This is a genomic window from Pseudomonas sp. A39 (assembly GCF_058145955.1).
On record NZ_JBYVMD010000014.1, the window covers coordinates 47,596 to 63,703 of the forward strand.

Consider the following 16,108-nt stretch of genomic DNA (forward strand, 5'->3'; position numbering starts at 1 on the left):
ACTTATTGGGCCCTCCATTTGCTGAGACCACGTCGCAGTGAGCGCAGTGGTGCTGTGAGTTTATAGCTGTTCGAGTTCTGCATTGCGGTGAGCTGCTCGGTGAGCTGGTAGATCTGTTGTTGCCGGGCGTTGAGCTCGATGTTCAAGAAATCGAGCGTAGGTGTTGACGCGGCGATCGATGGCGCAGGGGAGGGATTGCCGTTTTCCAGCAGAGTAGGCAGATACTGCCAGAATCGATTGAGACCTTCGCAAGCCGTGGTCTTCCCTTGGGTGATGATGGTCGCAACGTGGTCCCAATAGCTGGCCAGCTCGACCCTCATCGCCGTTATCGCAGCGCTTGGCTCACGTTTGCCTAAGCGCGAGCGGAACCAGTGCTCCGTCAGTTCCTCTGCCTGTGGAAGGGCGTGCATCTGAGCCATATTCGCCAACGCGGTGTATTTGCCAGTACCCAGGTCAGCAGTGGAAAACACCGGAACGCCAAATACCAATGCACTGATAGCCAAGTGGTAGCTATGGCCTATGACTGCTTGAGCGTGGCCGAGGATTTCTGCCAGCAATAATGGGGCTGGCCAGAAGGGCAGGGTGAGCGTGCCGGGAATACGGCTGGACACTAACAGTGGGTGGTCGCCCAATACCGGGCCTATTGGAAGAACCAGCAGCCGATAGCCGGAAAGCACCTGCGGATGTTTCTCGAACAGCTGCAACAGTGGCTCGACCACATGAATCGGCTGGATCACGATATACGGTTTATCTAGCCCATAAGCTTCACGCAACTCGGCGAAAGCCTTACTGGGATGTTGCTCGTCGATCAAGTCCGGCAGGCCGAAGGCTGTGTCCGGCAGCACTTGGATATCGGCGGCAGGGCTGAGGCCGTTCAGGCTTTTCCGTGAAGGTTCGTCGCGCACTCGTATGCATGGGCTGTACTCCAACGCCATTTTGAGCAACGGCTTGCCCCACTCGGGAATATCGTTGCAATGCATCCCCGGGGCGTTCCAGATCACCGGGACTCCATGCTGATGGGCAATCAGCGCCGGCGATAGCCAGTAGCCCGTGGGATGATGGATACCTGAATTCGGAGGCATGTAGCCGTGGGCGACCACCTTATCGAAACGGATAATGAAGCCACCGCCGATAAGAACGCCGTCGAGTTGCGCGGCCACCTCAGGAAGATCGTTTACCGAGGTGACGGTGTAAGGCCAATGGGGGGGGCTTTTCGCATTGTATGAAAAACGGTGCAACTCGACCGCGCCTAATCGTTGGGTCAGTTGCGCTTGCGCGATAACGGGAAACAATAGATCGCCGTAGTTCTCTACATCGAAGGTACCGAATATCGCGACCTGCCAAGCGGGATCTTTTATGAACACTGCCAAAGTCCTTTCTCCATGATTCCGCTACTGCTTAGTCCATTACGGAGCTTAGTCATTCATTGACGTTATGCCTGGCACGTTCCAGGCCAAGGTCAACCAAACCCAGAAAGCTCTTCTGATTCGGCAGCATGTCAAATGCCAACGGTGCTACCTGCTTCTCTATGAGTTGCGAGGTGTGCTCAGCTTCGCCCTGCAGCAGTTTCAGGGTGACATGGTAGCGTCCGGCACAAAGGTTGGCCGCAAAGCGCACAGTGATCGCTGCATGGCGCCATCCGTTTTCGGCGGGGCCCGGCTGTAGTGCGAAGTTTTCCCCTCCGATTACCAGCAATTTCGCTTCCTGGATGGTGAAACTGATGTTGGGACGGGTGATGGCCTCATGGAGCAATACCTCGACATGCATCTCGATTTCGTCGCCGTGCATGTAACTCGATGACATCTCCTGCGTGTTGGTAAAGCAGGCAGAAAGGATGTGCCCTTCTTTGGTACCGAAGGCAATGCCCTCATGGGCTCCCATAAATAGTTTTCGCGTTACCGGGATTTCGCCGCCGCTGGCCCATTGGCGTTGCTCGTCGCGCATGTCGAGCAGATACAACTCCGCCATTTCGTCGGGTGCCCCGCTGGCAATGACTCGGCCTTGGCGTAAATAAATGACGCGATGACAAAAGCGTTTGACCATGCTCATGTCATGGGACACGAACAACAGTGTGGTGCCCTTCGCGGTCAAATCTTCCAGGCGGTTCAGGCATTTGAACTGGAAAGACGCATCGCCTACCGAGAGTGCTTCATCGACGATCAGAATATCGGGCTCTACACAGACCGAAACCGCGAAGGCTAACCGCACCATCATCCCGCTGGAGTAGATTTTGATAGGTTGGTCGATAAAGTCGCCAATATTGGCGAAAGCGGCAATTTCGGCGAAACGGGTGTCGATCTCGGCACGGCTCAGGCCCAGCACGGCCGCGTTCATATAGACGTTTTCCCTGCCGGTAAACTCCGGGTTGAAGCCTGCCCCCAGCTCAAGCAACGCGGCAATTCGCCCCTGCCCGCGAACCGTGCCACGGGTTGGCATCAGGGTTCCGCAAATGAGTTGCAGCAACGTAGATTTGCCACTTCCATTGCGACCGATGATCCCGACGGTCTCACCTCTGGCGACCGTCAGCGAAACATCGTCAAGGGCCCAAAACTCTCGGTAATACCGTTTCCTGCCGCGCATCACCATCTGGAGCAGGCGGTCCTTCGGCGCATCATAAATCTGATAGCACTTGCTCAGCCCTTCGGCACTGATGGCTATATCAGGCGACATTGATAAGTCCTTTTGTAAGTCTCTTCGAACAGACTAGCCTTTAAAAGGACGGTACGGGGCATCCGGTAGCAGTCATGAAAGAGCATTCGCAAAAGCGGGGCGCCTCATCACGGCACAAACTCCACCTTCAACCCCCGACCCGCACTGCGCCCCTGATCATCCGTAACCCGCAACCTATATTCCCCCGACTTGCCCGGCCGCCAGTTCAGCGTGGTTTGCGGCGGGCCTTGGCCGATCAAGGTTTGATCAGCAAACCAATACAGCATCGCCGCATCGCTGGCGGCGTTGGCATTCAGCGGGATGCTTTCCTGCGGCTGGGACAGGCGCAACTGATAGCTCACCTGGGTCAACGGCGAACGGATCTGCGGTGCTTCGCTTGAATCACTGACGCGGTTGGGCTGGCAGTTTTTCATCACGTTGGGCGGTGTGCGCCTTGGCAGTCCGGCGGCGCGGTACAGGCGTTGCACGTCGCTGGGCCAGAATTCGAAGACTTCTTCGCGGGTGTATTGCGCCTCGAACGGCGGGCATGCGGCCTTGCCGGTGCGGGTGTCGATCAGCACCGGGCGGTGCAGGTTGGACACGCGAATCGGCGACACGCCCGGGATGTACCAGGTCTTGCGGGTTTGCGGGCACCAGCGGTTGGGCAGTTCACCGGAGGCGGCGCAGACGTCGATGCGCACCAGTCCAGCGGGCGGCTTGTCAGGCTTGATCACCACCGTGGGTAAGGCCAGGGGCAGGGCGTCGGCGATGCGGAAGAACAGCGGCGCAGCGGTCTTGGCACCGATAAACGCCGGGTTCGGTCGGCCGTCGAAGTTACCCACCCACACCACCAACACATAGGGGCCGACCAGGCCGGCGCTCCACGCATCGTGAAAGCCCCAGGAGGTGCCGGTTTTCCACGCGGTGCGCCAGTGACGGCCCGGCAGGCCATCCGGGCGTGGGTTGCGCCGCAGCATGTCGCGCACCATAAAGGCCGCCTGGGGCGTGAGCAGTGGGGCGCCCGTGGTCTGGGGCTGTTCCTGCACATAGCGCAACGGGCGCAGGTGCCCATCGCCAGCCAGCATCACATACAGCTGCGCCAGTTCTTCCGGGGTCATCTCACCGCCACCCAGGGCCAAGGCCAGGCCGTAATGGCTTTCGTCGCGCAGGCCTTTGATTCCGGCGCGTTGCAGCAGCCCGTACAAGGACGGCGACTTGACTTGGCTGGCCAGCCACACTGCCGGGATGTTGCGACTACGGATCAGGGCATCTCGCGCTGTCAGCGGGCCGACAAAACTGCCGTCGAAGTTTTCTGGCTGGAAGTAGCCGAAGTTACTCGGCAGGTCTTTGAGGATGCTCATGGGGTGGATCACCCCTTGATCGAGCGCAAGCCCATACAGAAACGGTTTGAGCGTGGAACCGGGCGAGCGTCGCGACAGCACGCCGTTGACCTGCCCGTGGATGCCTGTGGATAAGTAATCCGCCGAACCCACCAGCGCTTTGACGCTCTGGTCGCGGCTGTCGATCAGGATCGCCGTGGCGTTTTCCACACCCGTACTGCGTCGCTCGGCGATAAAGCCGGTGATCAGGCGTTCGAGCAATTGTTGCAACGGCAGGTTGAGGGTGCTGTTCAGTTCATTACCGACCTGGGAGGCCAGCAGCTGTTCACTCAGGTGCGGTGCCAGGAACGGGATCTGCTGGCGGTTGCGCGCTTCGAGGGGCAATTGCAGCAGACTGTCATTACGCGGGTCTTGTGGATAAGTCTCGCGCCAGTCGTTCATCAAGCGCAGGCGGGCGTTTTGCAGCGACGGCCCGAAGCGTGCGCGCCGGCCTGGCTGCTGGGGAATCACCGCCAGCGCCAGCGCCTCGGACAACGACAGCTGCGCCGCCGACTTGCCGAAATAGATACGACTCGCCGCCTCGGCCCCTTCGATATTGCCGCCCATGGGCGCCAGGTTCAGGTAGGCCTCCAGGATGTCGTGCTTGCTGTAGCGTGCTTCCAGCCACAGCGCCAACGCCATCTGCTGCAATTTGCCTGGCACCTGGCGTGTGTTCAGGTCCCACAAGCGCCGTGCCAATTGCATGCTCAAGGTCGAGCCGCCCTGGCGCTGGCCACCGCTGTAGGTGGCCATGGCGGCGCGCAGCAATGCCGGGGGATTGATCCCCGGGTGCCAGTAGAAATTGCGGTCTTCCTTGAGCAACAAGGCTTCGACCAGTGAAGGAGAGATCCGCTCCAGCGGTAGCCATAAGCGGTATTGCCCGTCATCCGCCAACGTCATGCGCAGCAGCGAACCGTCGTCGGCCAGTACCACCCGCGATGAGGTCACAGTCTGCTCGAGCGGGGCATGGGGCCACAGCCGCAACCCCGCCAGCACCACCACCGCTGCGAGCAGCGGCGGCGTCAGGTGTTTAAGGCTTGGTAATTTCAAGCTGGCCTACTTTGCCGCGCCCTTGCAGGGTGGTTTCGTACATGCCTTCGGCGTAGGCCGGTGGCGTGTTGAAGGTACCGGCGTTGGTGGCGCGCACGCGGTACACGAACGTGCCGACATCACGCAGTGCGGTGCCGTACAACACCACCCGATCATCACGCACGTCCACATACTCCGGCTGCCAGTTGCTCAGTTCGGTTTCACCGATGGGCGCTTGCCAGCTTTGTTCTTCCTGGCTGTCTTCTTCGACGTACTCGGACTCTTCACCCTCACTTTCCTCGCTGCTGGCGGCTTCCGGCTCCGGCGGCAAGTTATACACAGGCTCGACGCCACCGGGCAGCAGGTCGACCACGGCCACTTGCTGCACCTGATCGCGGTCGGTAGCCCGCAGGCGCAGGCGCACCAGGAACTCATCACCCACGGCGACCTTGCTCACCGGCTCGCCCTTGAGGTCGAGGTATTCGTGGATGATTTCCAGCCCGTTATTGATCGGCTTGAGCTTGGCGCCCTTGTCGAAACCGGCTTCGCTGAGCATGTAGAACGCGGCCGGACCGTCAGATTTTTCCATCACCAGTTTTTGCGTGTTGCCCGGCACGGCGGCGCGCGGCGGCTGACCGGCCATCTCCAGCAATTGCTGTTGCTTGTCACCCAGCCAAGCGGTGGCCTTGAGGGTCATGTCGTTTTGCGCACGCTGGCCGTAGTTGTCCAGCGCGCGCAGCAACAGGGCCGCCGACAGCGAGTTGTAACGCTGTTCGTTGAGGCGCTTGCCGAGTTTATCCAGCAACGCCGTAGGCACATCGTCCATCAGCTCAGGGAAGTGGCGCGCCAGCAGGTGCAGGTGTTCGGCGTCGTGCACCAGCGGGTCGTAATACAGGCCATCGCTGTCCCACTTATCCACAAGCGAACGCCATGGGATTTTGCGGAACAGCGTATCGGCCTGGCGATCCTGCTTGAGCAGCTTGTAACTGGCCGCCAGGTAAGCGGCGCCCAAGTCGTTCTGCCAGCTGTCCTTGAAGTAGCTTTCGTAGCGTTCGCGGATATCGCTCAACGCACCACTTACCAGAATCCCCTGACGGCTCAACAGGTAACTGGCGTAGGCACGGTTGCGCAATTCCGACAGGCCTTCGCTAGGACCATTGGCCAGGTCTGTCAGATACGCATTCGAGCGCACCAGCAGGTCCTCCGGCACTGGCAACCCGCGTTCCTTGGCTTCGATGAGGAAGTCGGTGGCGTAGAGGCTGGCGTACGGTGCCACGTCCGGGTTGGCCGCCCACAAACCAAAGCCGCCGGCCTGGTTCTGGCGTTGGCGCAGCATGCGTACCGCGCTGCCGAAGGCTTGTTCGGCCTCGGGTGCATTGCCGCCCCAGATCAATGCCGGCATGGCTTTGGACACCAGTTGCTCGGTGCAGGCGTAGCCGTAGTCATCCAGGTAATGCTTGAGGCCGTTGGCCCATACCAGCGGCGAGGCGGCCACGCCCAGTTGCACGTCGCGCAGTTGGCTGAACAGCTCGCGAGTGGGTTTGAGCTCCTTGCTGGCGCTGTCGAAGCGGCCCAGGCTCAGGGCAACGCGATGTTCGCTCAGAGGGCGGATCGAGGTGGTTTCCGCCACCTGGATACGTTTGCCGTCCGGCAGCACTGCGACAAAACGCAGGTCTGCCGAGCCGAGGGTGTCGCCGACCTTGATCTTGAACTCGGCTGTGCCTTCCTTGCGCGGTTGCAGCGACAAGGTATTGCCCTTGTCGCCCTGCACAACCAGGCCAGCGCTGGTCTGCACTTCAAACTTCACGTCCGCCGCCGCGTCGAGGTTACTGAACACCCCGGCGCTGACGTTGAACACATCCCCCGGCGCCACAAAGGCCGGCACGTTTGGCGTGATCACGATCGGCCCGCGCACCTCGGTATTGGCTTCGCTGACGCCGACACTGTCGCTGTCCACTGCCACCGCGAACAGGTGCAGCTTGCCGTTGAAACTGTCCGGCACCTGGTAATGCAGCACGGTTTCACCGGCCGGTAAGTCCACCAGCCCGGACCACCAAGCCACCGGCGGCTGATGTTTACGCTTGAACGGGTTGAGATGATTGGCCAGGGCGCCTTCCGTATCGCCACCGGGCGCTGCCCCACTGAGCAGGCGGCTGAATTCCGGCAGGATCAGGTCAAGGATCTGACTGGTGCCGACCTCCAGCGCACGCTTCTGGAAGAAGAAGCCCAGCGGGTCCGGCGTCTGGTAGCGCGCCACTTGCAGGATGCCTTCGTCTACCGCGTACACCACCGCGCGGCCCGGACGGTCAGCGTTGACCTTGATATCCAGCGTCTGCCCCGGCTCAATCTTCGCAGGGCCTTCAACCTTCAATGCCATGCGTCGGGCATCCAGGTTGATGCTGAACGGCACCACGCCGTAGGACAGCGGGCTCATGTACACCTCGGCCGAACCCATATCGCGCACAAACTGCACGTTGACGTAGGCATTGCCCTCAAGCCCCGCAGGTACGCGGATGTGCTGCACGCTGTTGGTGCTGTCGGCTTTGAACCATTGCTGGGTGTAGACCTTGTCGCGTTCGATGGTGATCAAGCCGGCACCGGTATACGGGGCACGAATGCTGATGGCGATCTCATCACCGGTGGCGTAACTGCGTTTATCCAGGCGCAATTGCAGTTCGGCATTGCGTTCCAGCGAGCGCGACGTGTTGCCACGTCCGGCCACGCTGTAGTCGATTTGGTTGAGCAGGTTGCCGTTGGCGTCTTTCAGTTGCAGGGTGAAATCGCCCGGCGCTGACGTGTTCAACGTCTGCTTGGCGCCTTCTTTCGTCATCGCCAGCGGCGAGGCGGGCTGGCTGATGTTCTTGATGCGCGACTCGTACTTGTAGGTGCCGTTGGACTGTTTCACCAGCACCGACACATAACGGTGTTCGACCACTTCGCTGGTCAGGCCGTCCACCGCCACCGGCGTAAGGTCCGGCGCGACGGCCAGCCATTGCACCTGGCGCGGCGCATCCTTGGCGACGTACGACAGCGAATCCTGACTTTTCACACCGACCAGATAAGGTGCGGACGACACCAGCAAGGCACTTTGCGCCGCGACATTACGGCCGCCTTCGGCCTCGAACACCTGGGTCATCACCTGCAGGCGGTAGGTGCTGTTGGCGAAGCGTTGCAGGTTGAGGTCGAGCACGGCCTGGCCGTTGTCGTCGACGGTGGTTTCGGCCAGGTCTTCGGTGCTGGCCTCTTCCAGGGCATCGTTGAGGCGGAAACGGTAATCCGGGTAACGGTCAAACGCTGCGAGCGTCGGGCTCAGGGACATCTTCGCGGTGACACGACGCCCTGATGCCGGAGCGCCGAACAGGTGCATGGCGGTGACCTTGGCCACCACCTGGTCCGGTGGAATCCAACCCTGAACAGGCGTGTCATGCAGGCTCAAGCTGACCTTCATGCGGTCCGGCTCGAAGTCGCGGACCTTGAAGTTGACGCTGCCCAGGTCGGTGCGGGTTTGCTTTTCGCCAATCAACTGCAGGGTCGCGGTGTACTCCCCGGCGGGGGCGACTTCGCTGCTGGGGAAATCAAAGGTCTCAAAACCGCTGGCGGACAGCTTCAGCGGCTGGCGAATCACCTCCAGCCCGCGCGGGTCGGTGATTTGCAGCTCCACCGGCAAGCCTTGCAGTGCGCCCTTCCAGTTGCCGCTGCGCACAATCATGCCCAGATGTGCCGTTTCGCCCGGCCGGTACAGGCCACGGTCGGTAAACAGGTAGGCGCTGAGGCGATCAATCGCGCCGTCCTCTTCCAAACCGCCTACGTCGAAACGCGACAAATCCAACTGCTGGGACTGGCGGGCGATCGGCAGGAACGACTGGTCATTGCCGCGAGTGACCACATACATCAGCGGCGTGTTCTCACGGCGCAGTTCATCGAGCTTGGCGAAATGCGCGTGGCCTTCGCCGTCAGTGTGGCCGCTGCTCACCGGCAAACCGTTGCGGCCGATGATGTCGACTTGCGCGTCGGCGACTGGCGAACCATTGCCGATGGACTGCACATACACATCGTGGCTGCCATCGCTGGAACGCTTGGCGATGATGCCCAAGTCCGTCACCACGATAAAACGCAGGTCGCTGGTGCTGCTGCGGTCGTACTCGAACGTGCGCGGGGCCGGGTCATCCTGCGGGCTGAGCTTGAGCACGAAAATGCCGCGCCGGCCGCCATTGGCGGTGAGGTAGCGGCTGAGGTCGACATTGTCGTAGACGGTTTTCGCCGGGTCATTGGATGACAGCGGGATATCCAACGACTGACGCTCGACCATGCGATCGAAATACTCATTGCCGAAATTCGGCCGGGCAAAGCTGCCGCTGCTCTGGTCCACCAGGTGTTGCAGCTGGTTGGGCAGCAAGCGGGCGATTTCTACATGGGCGCCGGGTACACCACGGGCCATAAAGCCCAGGCGTTTTTCACCGTTGAGGCTGAGCAAGGCGCCGTCAGACAGGAACTGAAGGGTGCGCGGGTACGCCGGCATGCTGATCAGCGACGCCGTAGGATTCTTCGCCAGATAGCCGCCGATGGCTTCCAGGTTGGCGGGCACGCGTACATACACCGCACGGCCTGCCGGGGCCTTGAACTTGAAGGCGTGCAAGGTATTCAGCGGTTCGACGCTGGGCACGTGGGTCAGGTTGACCTTGGTGCTGCGGGCGAGCAGGGCGTCATCAATGTCGTTGCTGTCGTAGGGACGCGTGTCGTCCTGGGCTTTTTCCGGCAGCAACCAGGCCTGGACCTTACCGGCAATGGTTTCGTCGGCCACGGCGCTGGAGCTGCTGAACATCAGCACCGGCTCCGGCTCGCCACGTGCGTTGTCGACAAAGCTGACTTCGGCCCCGGTGAAGGTCAGGCGATAGCGACCGGGCACGGTGACTTCCGCCACCAGTGGGGCGGCGCTGGCGTTGCCGCCGTCGCGGGCCTTGATGCCTTCGTCGAGTTTGGCGCTGACCGGCGTGCTTTCCAGTGGGGTAGCCAGGGCGGCGGAGCGTACGTAGGCGTTGAGTTTTTTCTCGTCGAAGGTGATTTCCGGGCGGTTGGGCAACTGGGCGTCGCGGTAGGCCAGGCCTTTGCCGAGGGTTACTGTGACGCGCTTGCGTAGGCTGTCTTCATCCACCGGGTGGGAAAAATGGAAGGTCGCCACCAGCTGTTTCAGTGTCGGATTGGACGGGTCCTGGTACAGCTCGTTTTGCGCCAGGGTGGCGCGGAACGGTTGGGTGGAAAACTGCGTGCTGTATTGGTCCAGCAACACGCCGTCGGCCAGCAGGTTTTTCTTTGCCAGGTCGACGGTGTAATGAGCGTCGATGGGCCAGTCTTTTTCCGGTACGAACAACAGGCTGCGGTCATCCGCCCAGCGCCAGGTGCCCGCGACCGCGGGTTTGAGGGTGATGCCCTCGGTGACCGGCTTGCCGATGGCCGCCAGCGGGGCCACGGACTCGCCGAAACGCACCTGCAAGTTATCCACAACCGGTGTTTGCTGGGTGTAATCGGTGAGGTTCGGTTTGTGCAGCGAATAGCTCGCGGTATGCGGCTGCGGCAGGTTGGAATACCAGTGCCAGCCATAGAAGCCGGCGGCGGCCAGCAAGACCAGCCCTAATAAACCGGCACCGGTTTGACGTGGATAAGCGCGGGCTTTGCTGCCCAGGTTCGCCAGCCCACGGCCGATGGCACGCAGCCAGACCGGCGGATGCCATTGGCCAAAGACGGCCCCCACCACAGTCAATAACGCACCGACAATGCGGCGGCTGATCGCTTTGAACGAATTGAACATGGTGAGCATCCCTGGCTAAGTGCGGCGTATCTTACACGCGTCTTTGATACAAAAGATGACGCGATTCGCCGCCCCGCTAGGCGTGTTGCATGTAAGAGCGAGTCAGCTACCACTATGTTGTCTGACACACCGTCATCGGGGGCAAGCCTCCTCCCACATGTTGATCGTTATTTGGCTTTAGAGCGGTGACCTCAGGTCCACCAGTAGCGCACGAGGTGGAAGAAGATGGGCGCAGCGAAGCACACCGAATCCAGCCGATCCAGCATCCCGCCGTGCCCTTCGATCATATGCCCCCAGTCTTTGACGCCGCGATCGCGCTTGATCGCCGACATCACGATGCCGCCGGCAAACCCGAGCAGGTTGATCAGCAGCGCAATCAAGAACGACTGCCACGGGTTGAACGGCGTGGTCCACCACAGTGCCGCGCCGATCAGGGACGAGAGCAGAATCCCGCCGACGAACCCTTCCACCGTCTTCGAGGGTGACAGGTTGGGTGCGATCTTGTGTTTGCCGAACAGCTTGCCGCACACGTACTGCAGCACGTCGGACAGTTGCACCACGATTACCAGGTAGGCGATCAGCAGCAGGTTGCGGCCCTCGTAGCCGGGGATGTCGAGGGTCAGCAGGGCGGGCACGAAGGACACGCAGAACACCGCGATCATCAGGCCCCACTGCACCTTCGAGGCGCGCTCCAGGAAGTGGGTGCTGTCGCCGCCGAGGGAGGCAAGGATTGGCAGCAGCAGGAACACGTACACCGGGATGAAGATCGAGAACAGCCCGTACCAGTCGGCGTAGATGAGCAGGTATTGCAGCGGCAAGGCCAGGTAGAACGCGGCCACCAGTGCCGGGTAGTCGCTGCGGCGGGTGGGCGTGAGGGTGAGGAATTCGCGCAGGGCGTAGAACGACACCGCGTAGAACAGCAGGATCACTGCGGCGGTGCCGAGCCAGAAGGCGATGCCGATCACCACCACCATCACCCACCAGGCGTTGATGCGGGCATTGAGGTTTTCGACCACCGCGTTGGGCGTGCCACGGGTGCGCAGCTTGAGGATCAGGCCGATCAACGAGGCGAGCACCAGGATCGCGCCGATGCCGCCGAACAACATCAGGGTTTGGCTATCCATGTCAGACATGCTCCGGGGCAAGGGCGAGCAGGGCATCGCGGGTGCGGGCGAGGAAGGCGGCTTTGTCTTCGCCGTCTTCCAATTGCAGCGGCGCGCCGAAGCTGGTGGTGCACAGCAGAGGCAACGGCAACACGCGGCCCTTGGGCATGACCCGGTTGAGGTTGGCGATCCACACCGGGATCAATTCGGCCTGTGGATAACTGTTGGCCAGGTGATACAAGCCGCTTTTGAACGGCAGCAGGCCGTCTTCGAGATTGCGCGTGCCTTCGGGGAAGATGATCAGCGAGTCGCCGCTTTCCAGGGCGTTAAGCATCGGCTGCAGCGGGTTATCCCCAGGGTCCTTGCGTTCGCGGTCGATCAACACGCCGTTGAACACGCGGTTGATGATGTAGCGGCGCAAGGCGCTTTTATTCCAGTAATCGCTGCCGGCCACCGGGCGCGTGAATTTGCGCAGGTTCTGCGGCAGTGACGCCCACAGCAACACAAAGTCGCCGTGGCTGCTGTGGTTGGCAAAATAGATGCGTTGCACCGGCACCGGCGCGCACCCCAGCCACAGGCTGCGCGCTCCTGTGACGGTGCGGGCCATAGAGGTAATCAGCGTGGCGACCACGGGTTCGAACATGGGGGTTCCTTATCCGGCGAAAGGCAGCCAAGGGCTGGCGAGGATCACGCCCAGGGTCAGCAGCGCTTGCGCGCCGAGTAGCCAGGCTTGTTTGCGCAACAGTTTGAGCGCGCCGCGACGACGCTCGGTCCAAGGCCGGCCGGCACGCTTGGGCGACTGCAGGCCGAGGGTTTGCAGGGCCTGGTCGAGGTCTGCGGTGCGCTCGATGTCACGGGCCAGCAGGGCGAACAGGTCAGCATCGAAGGCCACGCGCAGCGCCCAGTACTTTTGCAGCAGCCCGAGGATAATCATCCACAGGCTCAGCAGCAGGCAGATCGGCGCGACACTCGCCATCAGCAGTTGCGCCAAGCCGAACAACACGCCGACCAAGGTCAGGCCTGTGGATAACTGATCCAGCGAACGGCCTCGCCGCAATAGGCTGGCGACCACTTGGAGTTCCATATCAGCCGGCATGGGGCAAACCCTCCAACGCTTGACGGTGTGCGGGGTGCAGGACCACATCGGCCCGCGCTGTACGAATGATAGACAGCGCATGCTCTACCGTCGCGGCGCGCCCTGAGTGCAGTAACCAGGCGGCGACGGCCGTTGCGCTGCGTGAGTAGCCGAGGGCGCAGCACACCAGCAAGGGCCCGTTGGCGCGCAGCCGCTCGATAGCGTGTGCAGCTTGCAGGCATTCGTCGGGCGTGGGGGCGATCAGGTCCAGCACGGGGATGCATTGATAGGCGCGGCCCTGTGGATTAATCGGCAATTCAGCACAGAGATCGACGATGGCCTTGAAGGGCGACTGCTCGCTTGTCGTAGGAATTCGACCAAGCCAGACGTTATCCACAATCAGGTCGGGTTGTGGATGTTTGCGCGTCCACAGGCGCGAGTTGATCCATGCGGCCGCCAGATACGGCGCATACAGCCAGCGCGCGGCGGGCGTCAGTTGGCCATCGGCGCGTTTCTGGAAACCCGAAGCGCCCAGCACCCCGTAATTGGCGTTGATCAACGCCAGAGACACCGCCGGCCACAGTATCCACAGCCAACCACCGCCCAGCACGAAGGCAAGAATGCCCAGTACCAGAGCACCCAGCCCGTAGCGTATGCCCAACCGCCTGCGCTTGGGGTCCCGTGTCAGCCGCGCGTTCAACAGTGGGTTTGGGTGCTCCACCGGCCAGAGCCACACACATATCCACCCGGCGAGGGCGCCTGTGGGTAAGTCGATAAAGTGATGTTGATAAGTGGTCAGCACCGAAATACCGATCAAGGCGAACCAGCCATGCACCAGCCAACGCCACACGCCTTGGGTATGGCGCTGGTACATGACCCACAGGATCACCAGCAGCGCGATATGCAGCGATGGCGCCTGGTTGAACGGTTTATCGAAGCCCGCCAGCACGGCGAACAGCCAGCCGAATACGCCGTCCAGTTCCGGCCGTTCGAAGGTGAAGCGCAACGGCCAGATCAGGAAGCAGCTGACCGCAATGACCTGGGCTGACAGCAGCCGCAGCGCATGCTGTTTCAACTCATGCCGACTATTGGGCAGTAGCAGGGAAAACCCGTAGAGCAGGTCGATGGACCAGTAGGGCACGATGGTCCATGCCCAGAACGGCATATGGGTTTCCCAGCCGAACACCAGCGTGCCGACGTCGCTGCGCTGGCTGGTCACCCACGTGGCAAAGCCGTAAGTGCTGAAAAACAGCGGCGCCAACAGCAGCAGCCAGAGGACCGCTGGTTTCAACAAGCCGGGTTCGCGCATGTTCAGATCTTCTGTGCCAGGGACACGGTGAAAATGCCCCACTCATCCACACGCTGGGTGATCTTGCGGAAACCGGCGGCTTCCACCAGTTGGTCCATTTCCGCCTGGCTGCGACGGCGCATCACCCAGGCCTGGCCCTGGCGATGGCTGGTCAGCGCCCGGGCGATCAGTTCCAACTGCGGGTGCCACGGTTGGCCGGTGTAGACGAGGTAGCCACCCGGCTCCACGGCTTCGGCCAGTCCGGCCAATGAGCCGCCGACCATGGCGTTATCGGCGAACAATTCATACAACCCGGACACCACCGCCAGCGTCGGTTTTGGGTCCAGCGCCGCCAGATCCAGGCGGTCGAACGCATCACCTTTGACGAACTGCGCGATATCCCCAAGGCCTTTCTCACGGATCAGTGCACCACCGTCGCGCACGTTGATGTCGCTGTAGTCGCGTAGCAGGATCGATTCCGGCAGCGGTGACACGCCCTGCAAGGCTTCAAGAATGTAGCGACCGTGGCCGGCAGCGATGTCGACGATGCGCACTTCACGCTGTTCATCCCGCAATGTGGCCATGGCCAGGCGCAGCAGTTCCTCGACGTTCAGCTTGCGTTGGCGGATGCCGCGCCAGCCGATGGAATTGAGGTAGTTGGTGTCGATCATCCGCCCCAGCCCGCCCTTGCCGGTGGGGGTGTTGCGGTACACGTAGTCCAGGGTGCTGCCGGAGTCGAAACCGGTATCGAAGCCCAGCTTCACCCCGTCCGACAGGTTCTTGCCCAGGCCCATGCTGGCGCGGGTCAGGCGCCAGTACAGGTCGCGCAGGGAATTGCGCGGCAGTGGCGCGGCGAGGGCTTCGGATTCGGCGCAGGTGGCGCCCAGTTTGTCCGCATCCAACAGCGAGGCGCGGTCCAGCGGGTGTTCGAAATTCTGCAGGATAAAGCGCCGGGCGCTGTTCACGGCGGTGGCGCGGTCGCGTTCGCCGAGGGTGTCGTGGAAGAAACCGGGGAGGATATGCAGCTCTTTTTTCAGGCTGCCAAGGCGGTCGAAAAATTGCTGCTGGGGTTTGCGATGCACCACAAAGTCCGAGCCCGAAACCAGCAGTTGAGTCGGCACCTGGATCGCCTGGGCATCGGCTACTACCCGGTCAGCCGCTTCATACAGGCCGAGCAGCACATTCACCGAGATCGCCTTGGTGATCAGCGGGTCACTGTCGTAGGAGGCTACGCGTTCCGGGTCATGGCTGAGGAACTTGGCCTTGACGTAGCTGTTAACGAAAAAGTTGCCGCGAAACTTGCGCATCAGCGCCAGGCCCGGCCGCGCGAACGGCACGTACAGCTTGACCTTGAAGGCGGGGGAGGCAAGCACCAACGCGCGGATTTTCGGCGCGTAATCGTGCACCCAGGTCGCAGCAATCACCGCACCGACGCTTTGGGCGATGACAGCTAAGTGCTCTTCCTCGATGCCATAGGTGGTGCCGATGTGGTCGCAAAAGGTCTGCACATCACGGGCGCTGGTGGCGAAGCTGGGGCTGTCACCACGCTCGCCGGGGGACTGGCCGTGACCACGGGCGTCCCAGGCGAAGAAGTCGAACTGCGGCAGGTTCAGTTCATCGACCAGATGGGCGATACGCCCCGAATGCTCATGGCCGCGATGGAACAACACAATCGCCTTGCGTGGCTCACCGTCTGCTGGAGCGGCAGCCGGCCAGTGCCGGTAGAAAAGCTCGACGCCATCATGGGTACTGAAGGTGTGCTCTTGCTGTTCGCGCATC

Annotated in this window: 9 protein-coding genes; all 9 read right to left on the reverse strand. The window is 61.6% G+C overall.

Features of this window, described 5'->3' with window-relative positions; genetic code table 11:
* Positions 1-2: 2 nt before the first annotated feature.
* The 9 genes from AC3ZU9_RS13460 to AC3ZU9_RS13500 all read right to left on the reverse strand — a co-directional run bounded on the left by AC3ZU9_RS13460 (position 3) and on the right by AC3ZU9_RS13500 (position 16,107).
* Positions 3-1,364 carry a polysaccharide pyruvyl transferase family protein gene (locus AC3ZU9_RS13460; protein ID WP_256577197.1) on the reverse strand — a complete coding sequence of 454 codons (1,362 nt, stop codon included), beginning with the start codon at positions 1,362-1,364 and terminating at the stop codon, positions 3-5.
* 55 nt (positions 1,365-1,419) lie between these two features.
* Positions 1,420-2,670, reverse strand: coding sequence for an ABC transporter ATP-binding protein (locus AC3ZU9_RS13465; RefSeq protein WP_191628105.1), 1,251 nt, complete (start codon positions 2,668-2,670; stop codon positions 1,420-1,422).
* 107 nt (positions 2,671-2,777) lie between these two features.
* The gene (pbpC, locus tag AC3ZU9_RS13470) at positions 2,778-5,078 is read right to left on the reverse strand and encodes a penicillin-binding protein 1C (protein ID WP_490090842.1); all 2,301 of its coding nucleotides are present in this window, start codon (positions 5,076-5,078) and stop codon (positions 2,778-2,780) included.
* The gene (locus AC3ZU9_RS13475; protein ID WP_490090843.1) at positions 5,059-10,863 is read right to left on the reverse strand and encodes an MG2 domain-containing protein; all 5,805 of its coding nucleotides are present in this window, start codon (positions 10,861-10,863) and stop codon (positions 5,059-5,061) included. The genes pbpC and AC3ZU9_RS13475 overlap by 20 nt, the downstream gene beginning before the upstream one ends.
* 191 nt (positions 10,864-11,054) lie before the next feature.
* On the reverse strand, positions 11,055-11,987 hold the full coding sequence (locus AC3ZU9_RS13480; protein ID WP_015886637.1) for a phosphatidate cytidylyltransferase: 933 nt from the start codon (positions 11,985-11,987) through the stop codon (positions 11,055-11,057).
* A 1-nt stretch (position 11,988) separates the two neighbouring features.
* Complete coding sequence (locus AC3ZU9_RS13485; protein ID WP_046035818.1) at positions 11,989-12,609, reverse strand: lysophospholipid acyltransferase family protein; 621 nt, start codon at positions 12,607-12,609, stop codon at positions 11,989-11,991.
* 9 nt (positions 12,610-12,618) lie between these two features.
* On the reverse strand, positions 12,619-13,062 hold the full coding sequence (locus AC3ZU9_RS13490) for a hypothetical protein (RefSeq protein ID WP_046035817.1): 444 nt from the start codon (positions 13,060-13,062) through the stop codon (positions 12,619-12,621).
* Positions 13,052-14,350 carry a phosphatase PAP2/dual specificity phosphatase family protein gene (locus AC3ZU9_RS13495; RefSeq protein ID WP_490090844.1) on the reverse strand — a complete coding sequence of 433 codons (1,299 nt, stop codon included), beginning with the start codon at positions 14,348-14,350 and terminating at the stop codon, positions 13,052-13,054. The genes AC3ZU9_RS13490 and AC3ZU9_RS13495 overlap by 11 nt, the downstream gene beginning before the upstream one ends.
* Positions 14,351-14,352: 2 nt before the next feature.
* The gene (locus tag AC3ZU9_RS13500; RefSeq protein WP_102061235.1) at positions 14,353-16,107 is read right to left on the reverse strand and encodes a bifunctional alpha/beta hydrolase/class I SAM-dependent methyltransferase; all 1,755 of its coding nucleotides are present in this window, start codon (positions 16,105-16,107) and stop codon (positions 14,353-14,355) included.
* Between the last annotated feature and the right edge of the window lies 1 nt (position 16,108).

Coding starts and splice junctions, on each gene's coding strand:
- AC3ZU9_RS13465 (WP_191628105.1), bottom strand. CDS start 2,670: ATGTCGCCTGATATAGCCATCAGTGCCGAAGGGCTGAGCAAGTGCTAT.
- AC3ZU9_RS13475 (WP_490090843.1), bottom strand. CDS start 10,863: ATGTTCAATTCGTTCAAAGCGATCAGCCGCCGCATTGTCGGTGCGTTA.
- AC3ZU9_RS13480 (WP_015886637.1), bottom strand. CDS start 11,987: ATGGATAGCCAAACCCTGATGTTGTTCGGCGGCATCGGCGCGATCCTG.
- AC3ZU9_RS13485 (WP_046035818.1), bottom strand. CDS start 12,609: ATGTTCGAACCCGTGGTCGCCACGCTGATTACCTCTATGGCCCGCACC.
- AC3ZU9_RS13490 (WP_046035817.1), bottom strand. CDS start 13,062: ATGCCGGCTGATATGGAACTCCAAGTGGTCGCCAGCCTATTGCGGCGA.
- AC3ZU9_RS13495 (WP_490090844.1), bottom strand. CDS start 14,350: ATGCGCGAACCCGGCTTGTTGAAACCAGCGGTCCTCTGGCTGCTGCTG.
- AC3ZU9_RS13500 (WP_102061235.1), bottom strand. CDS start 16,107: ATGCGCGAACAGCAAGAGCACACCTTCAGTACCCATGATGGCGTCGAG.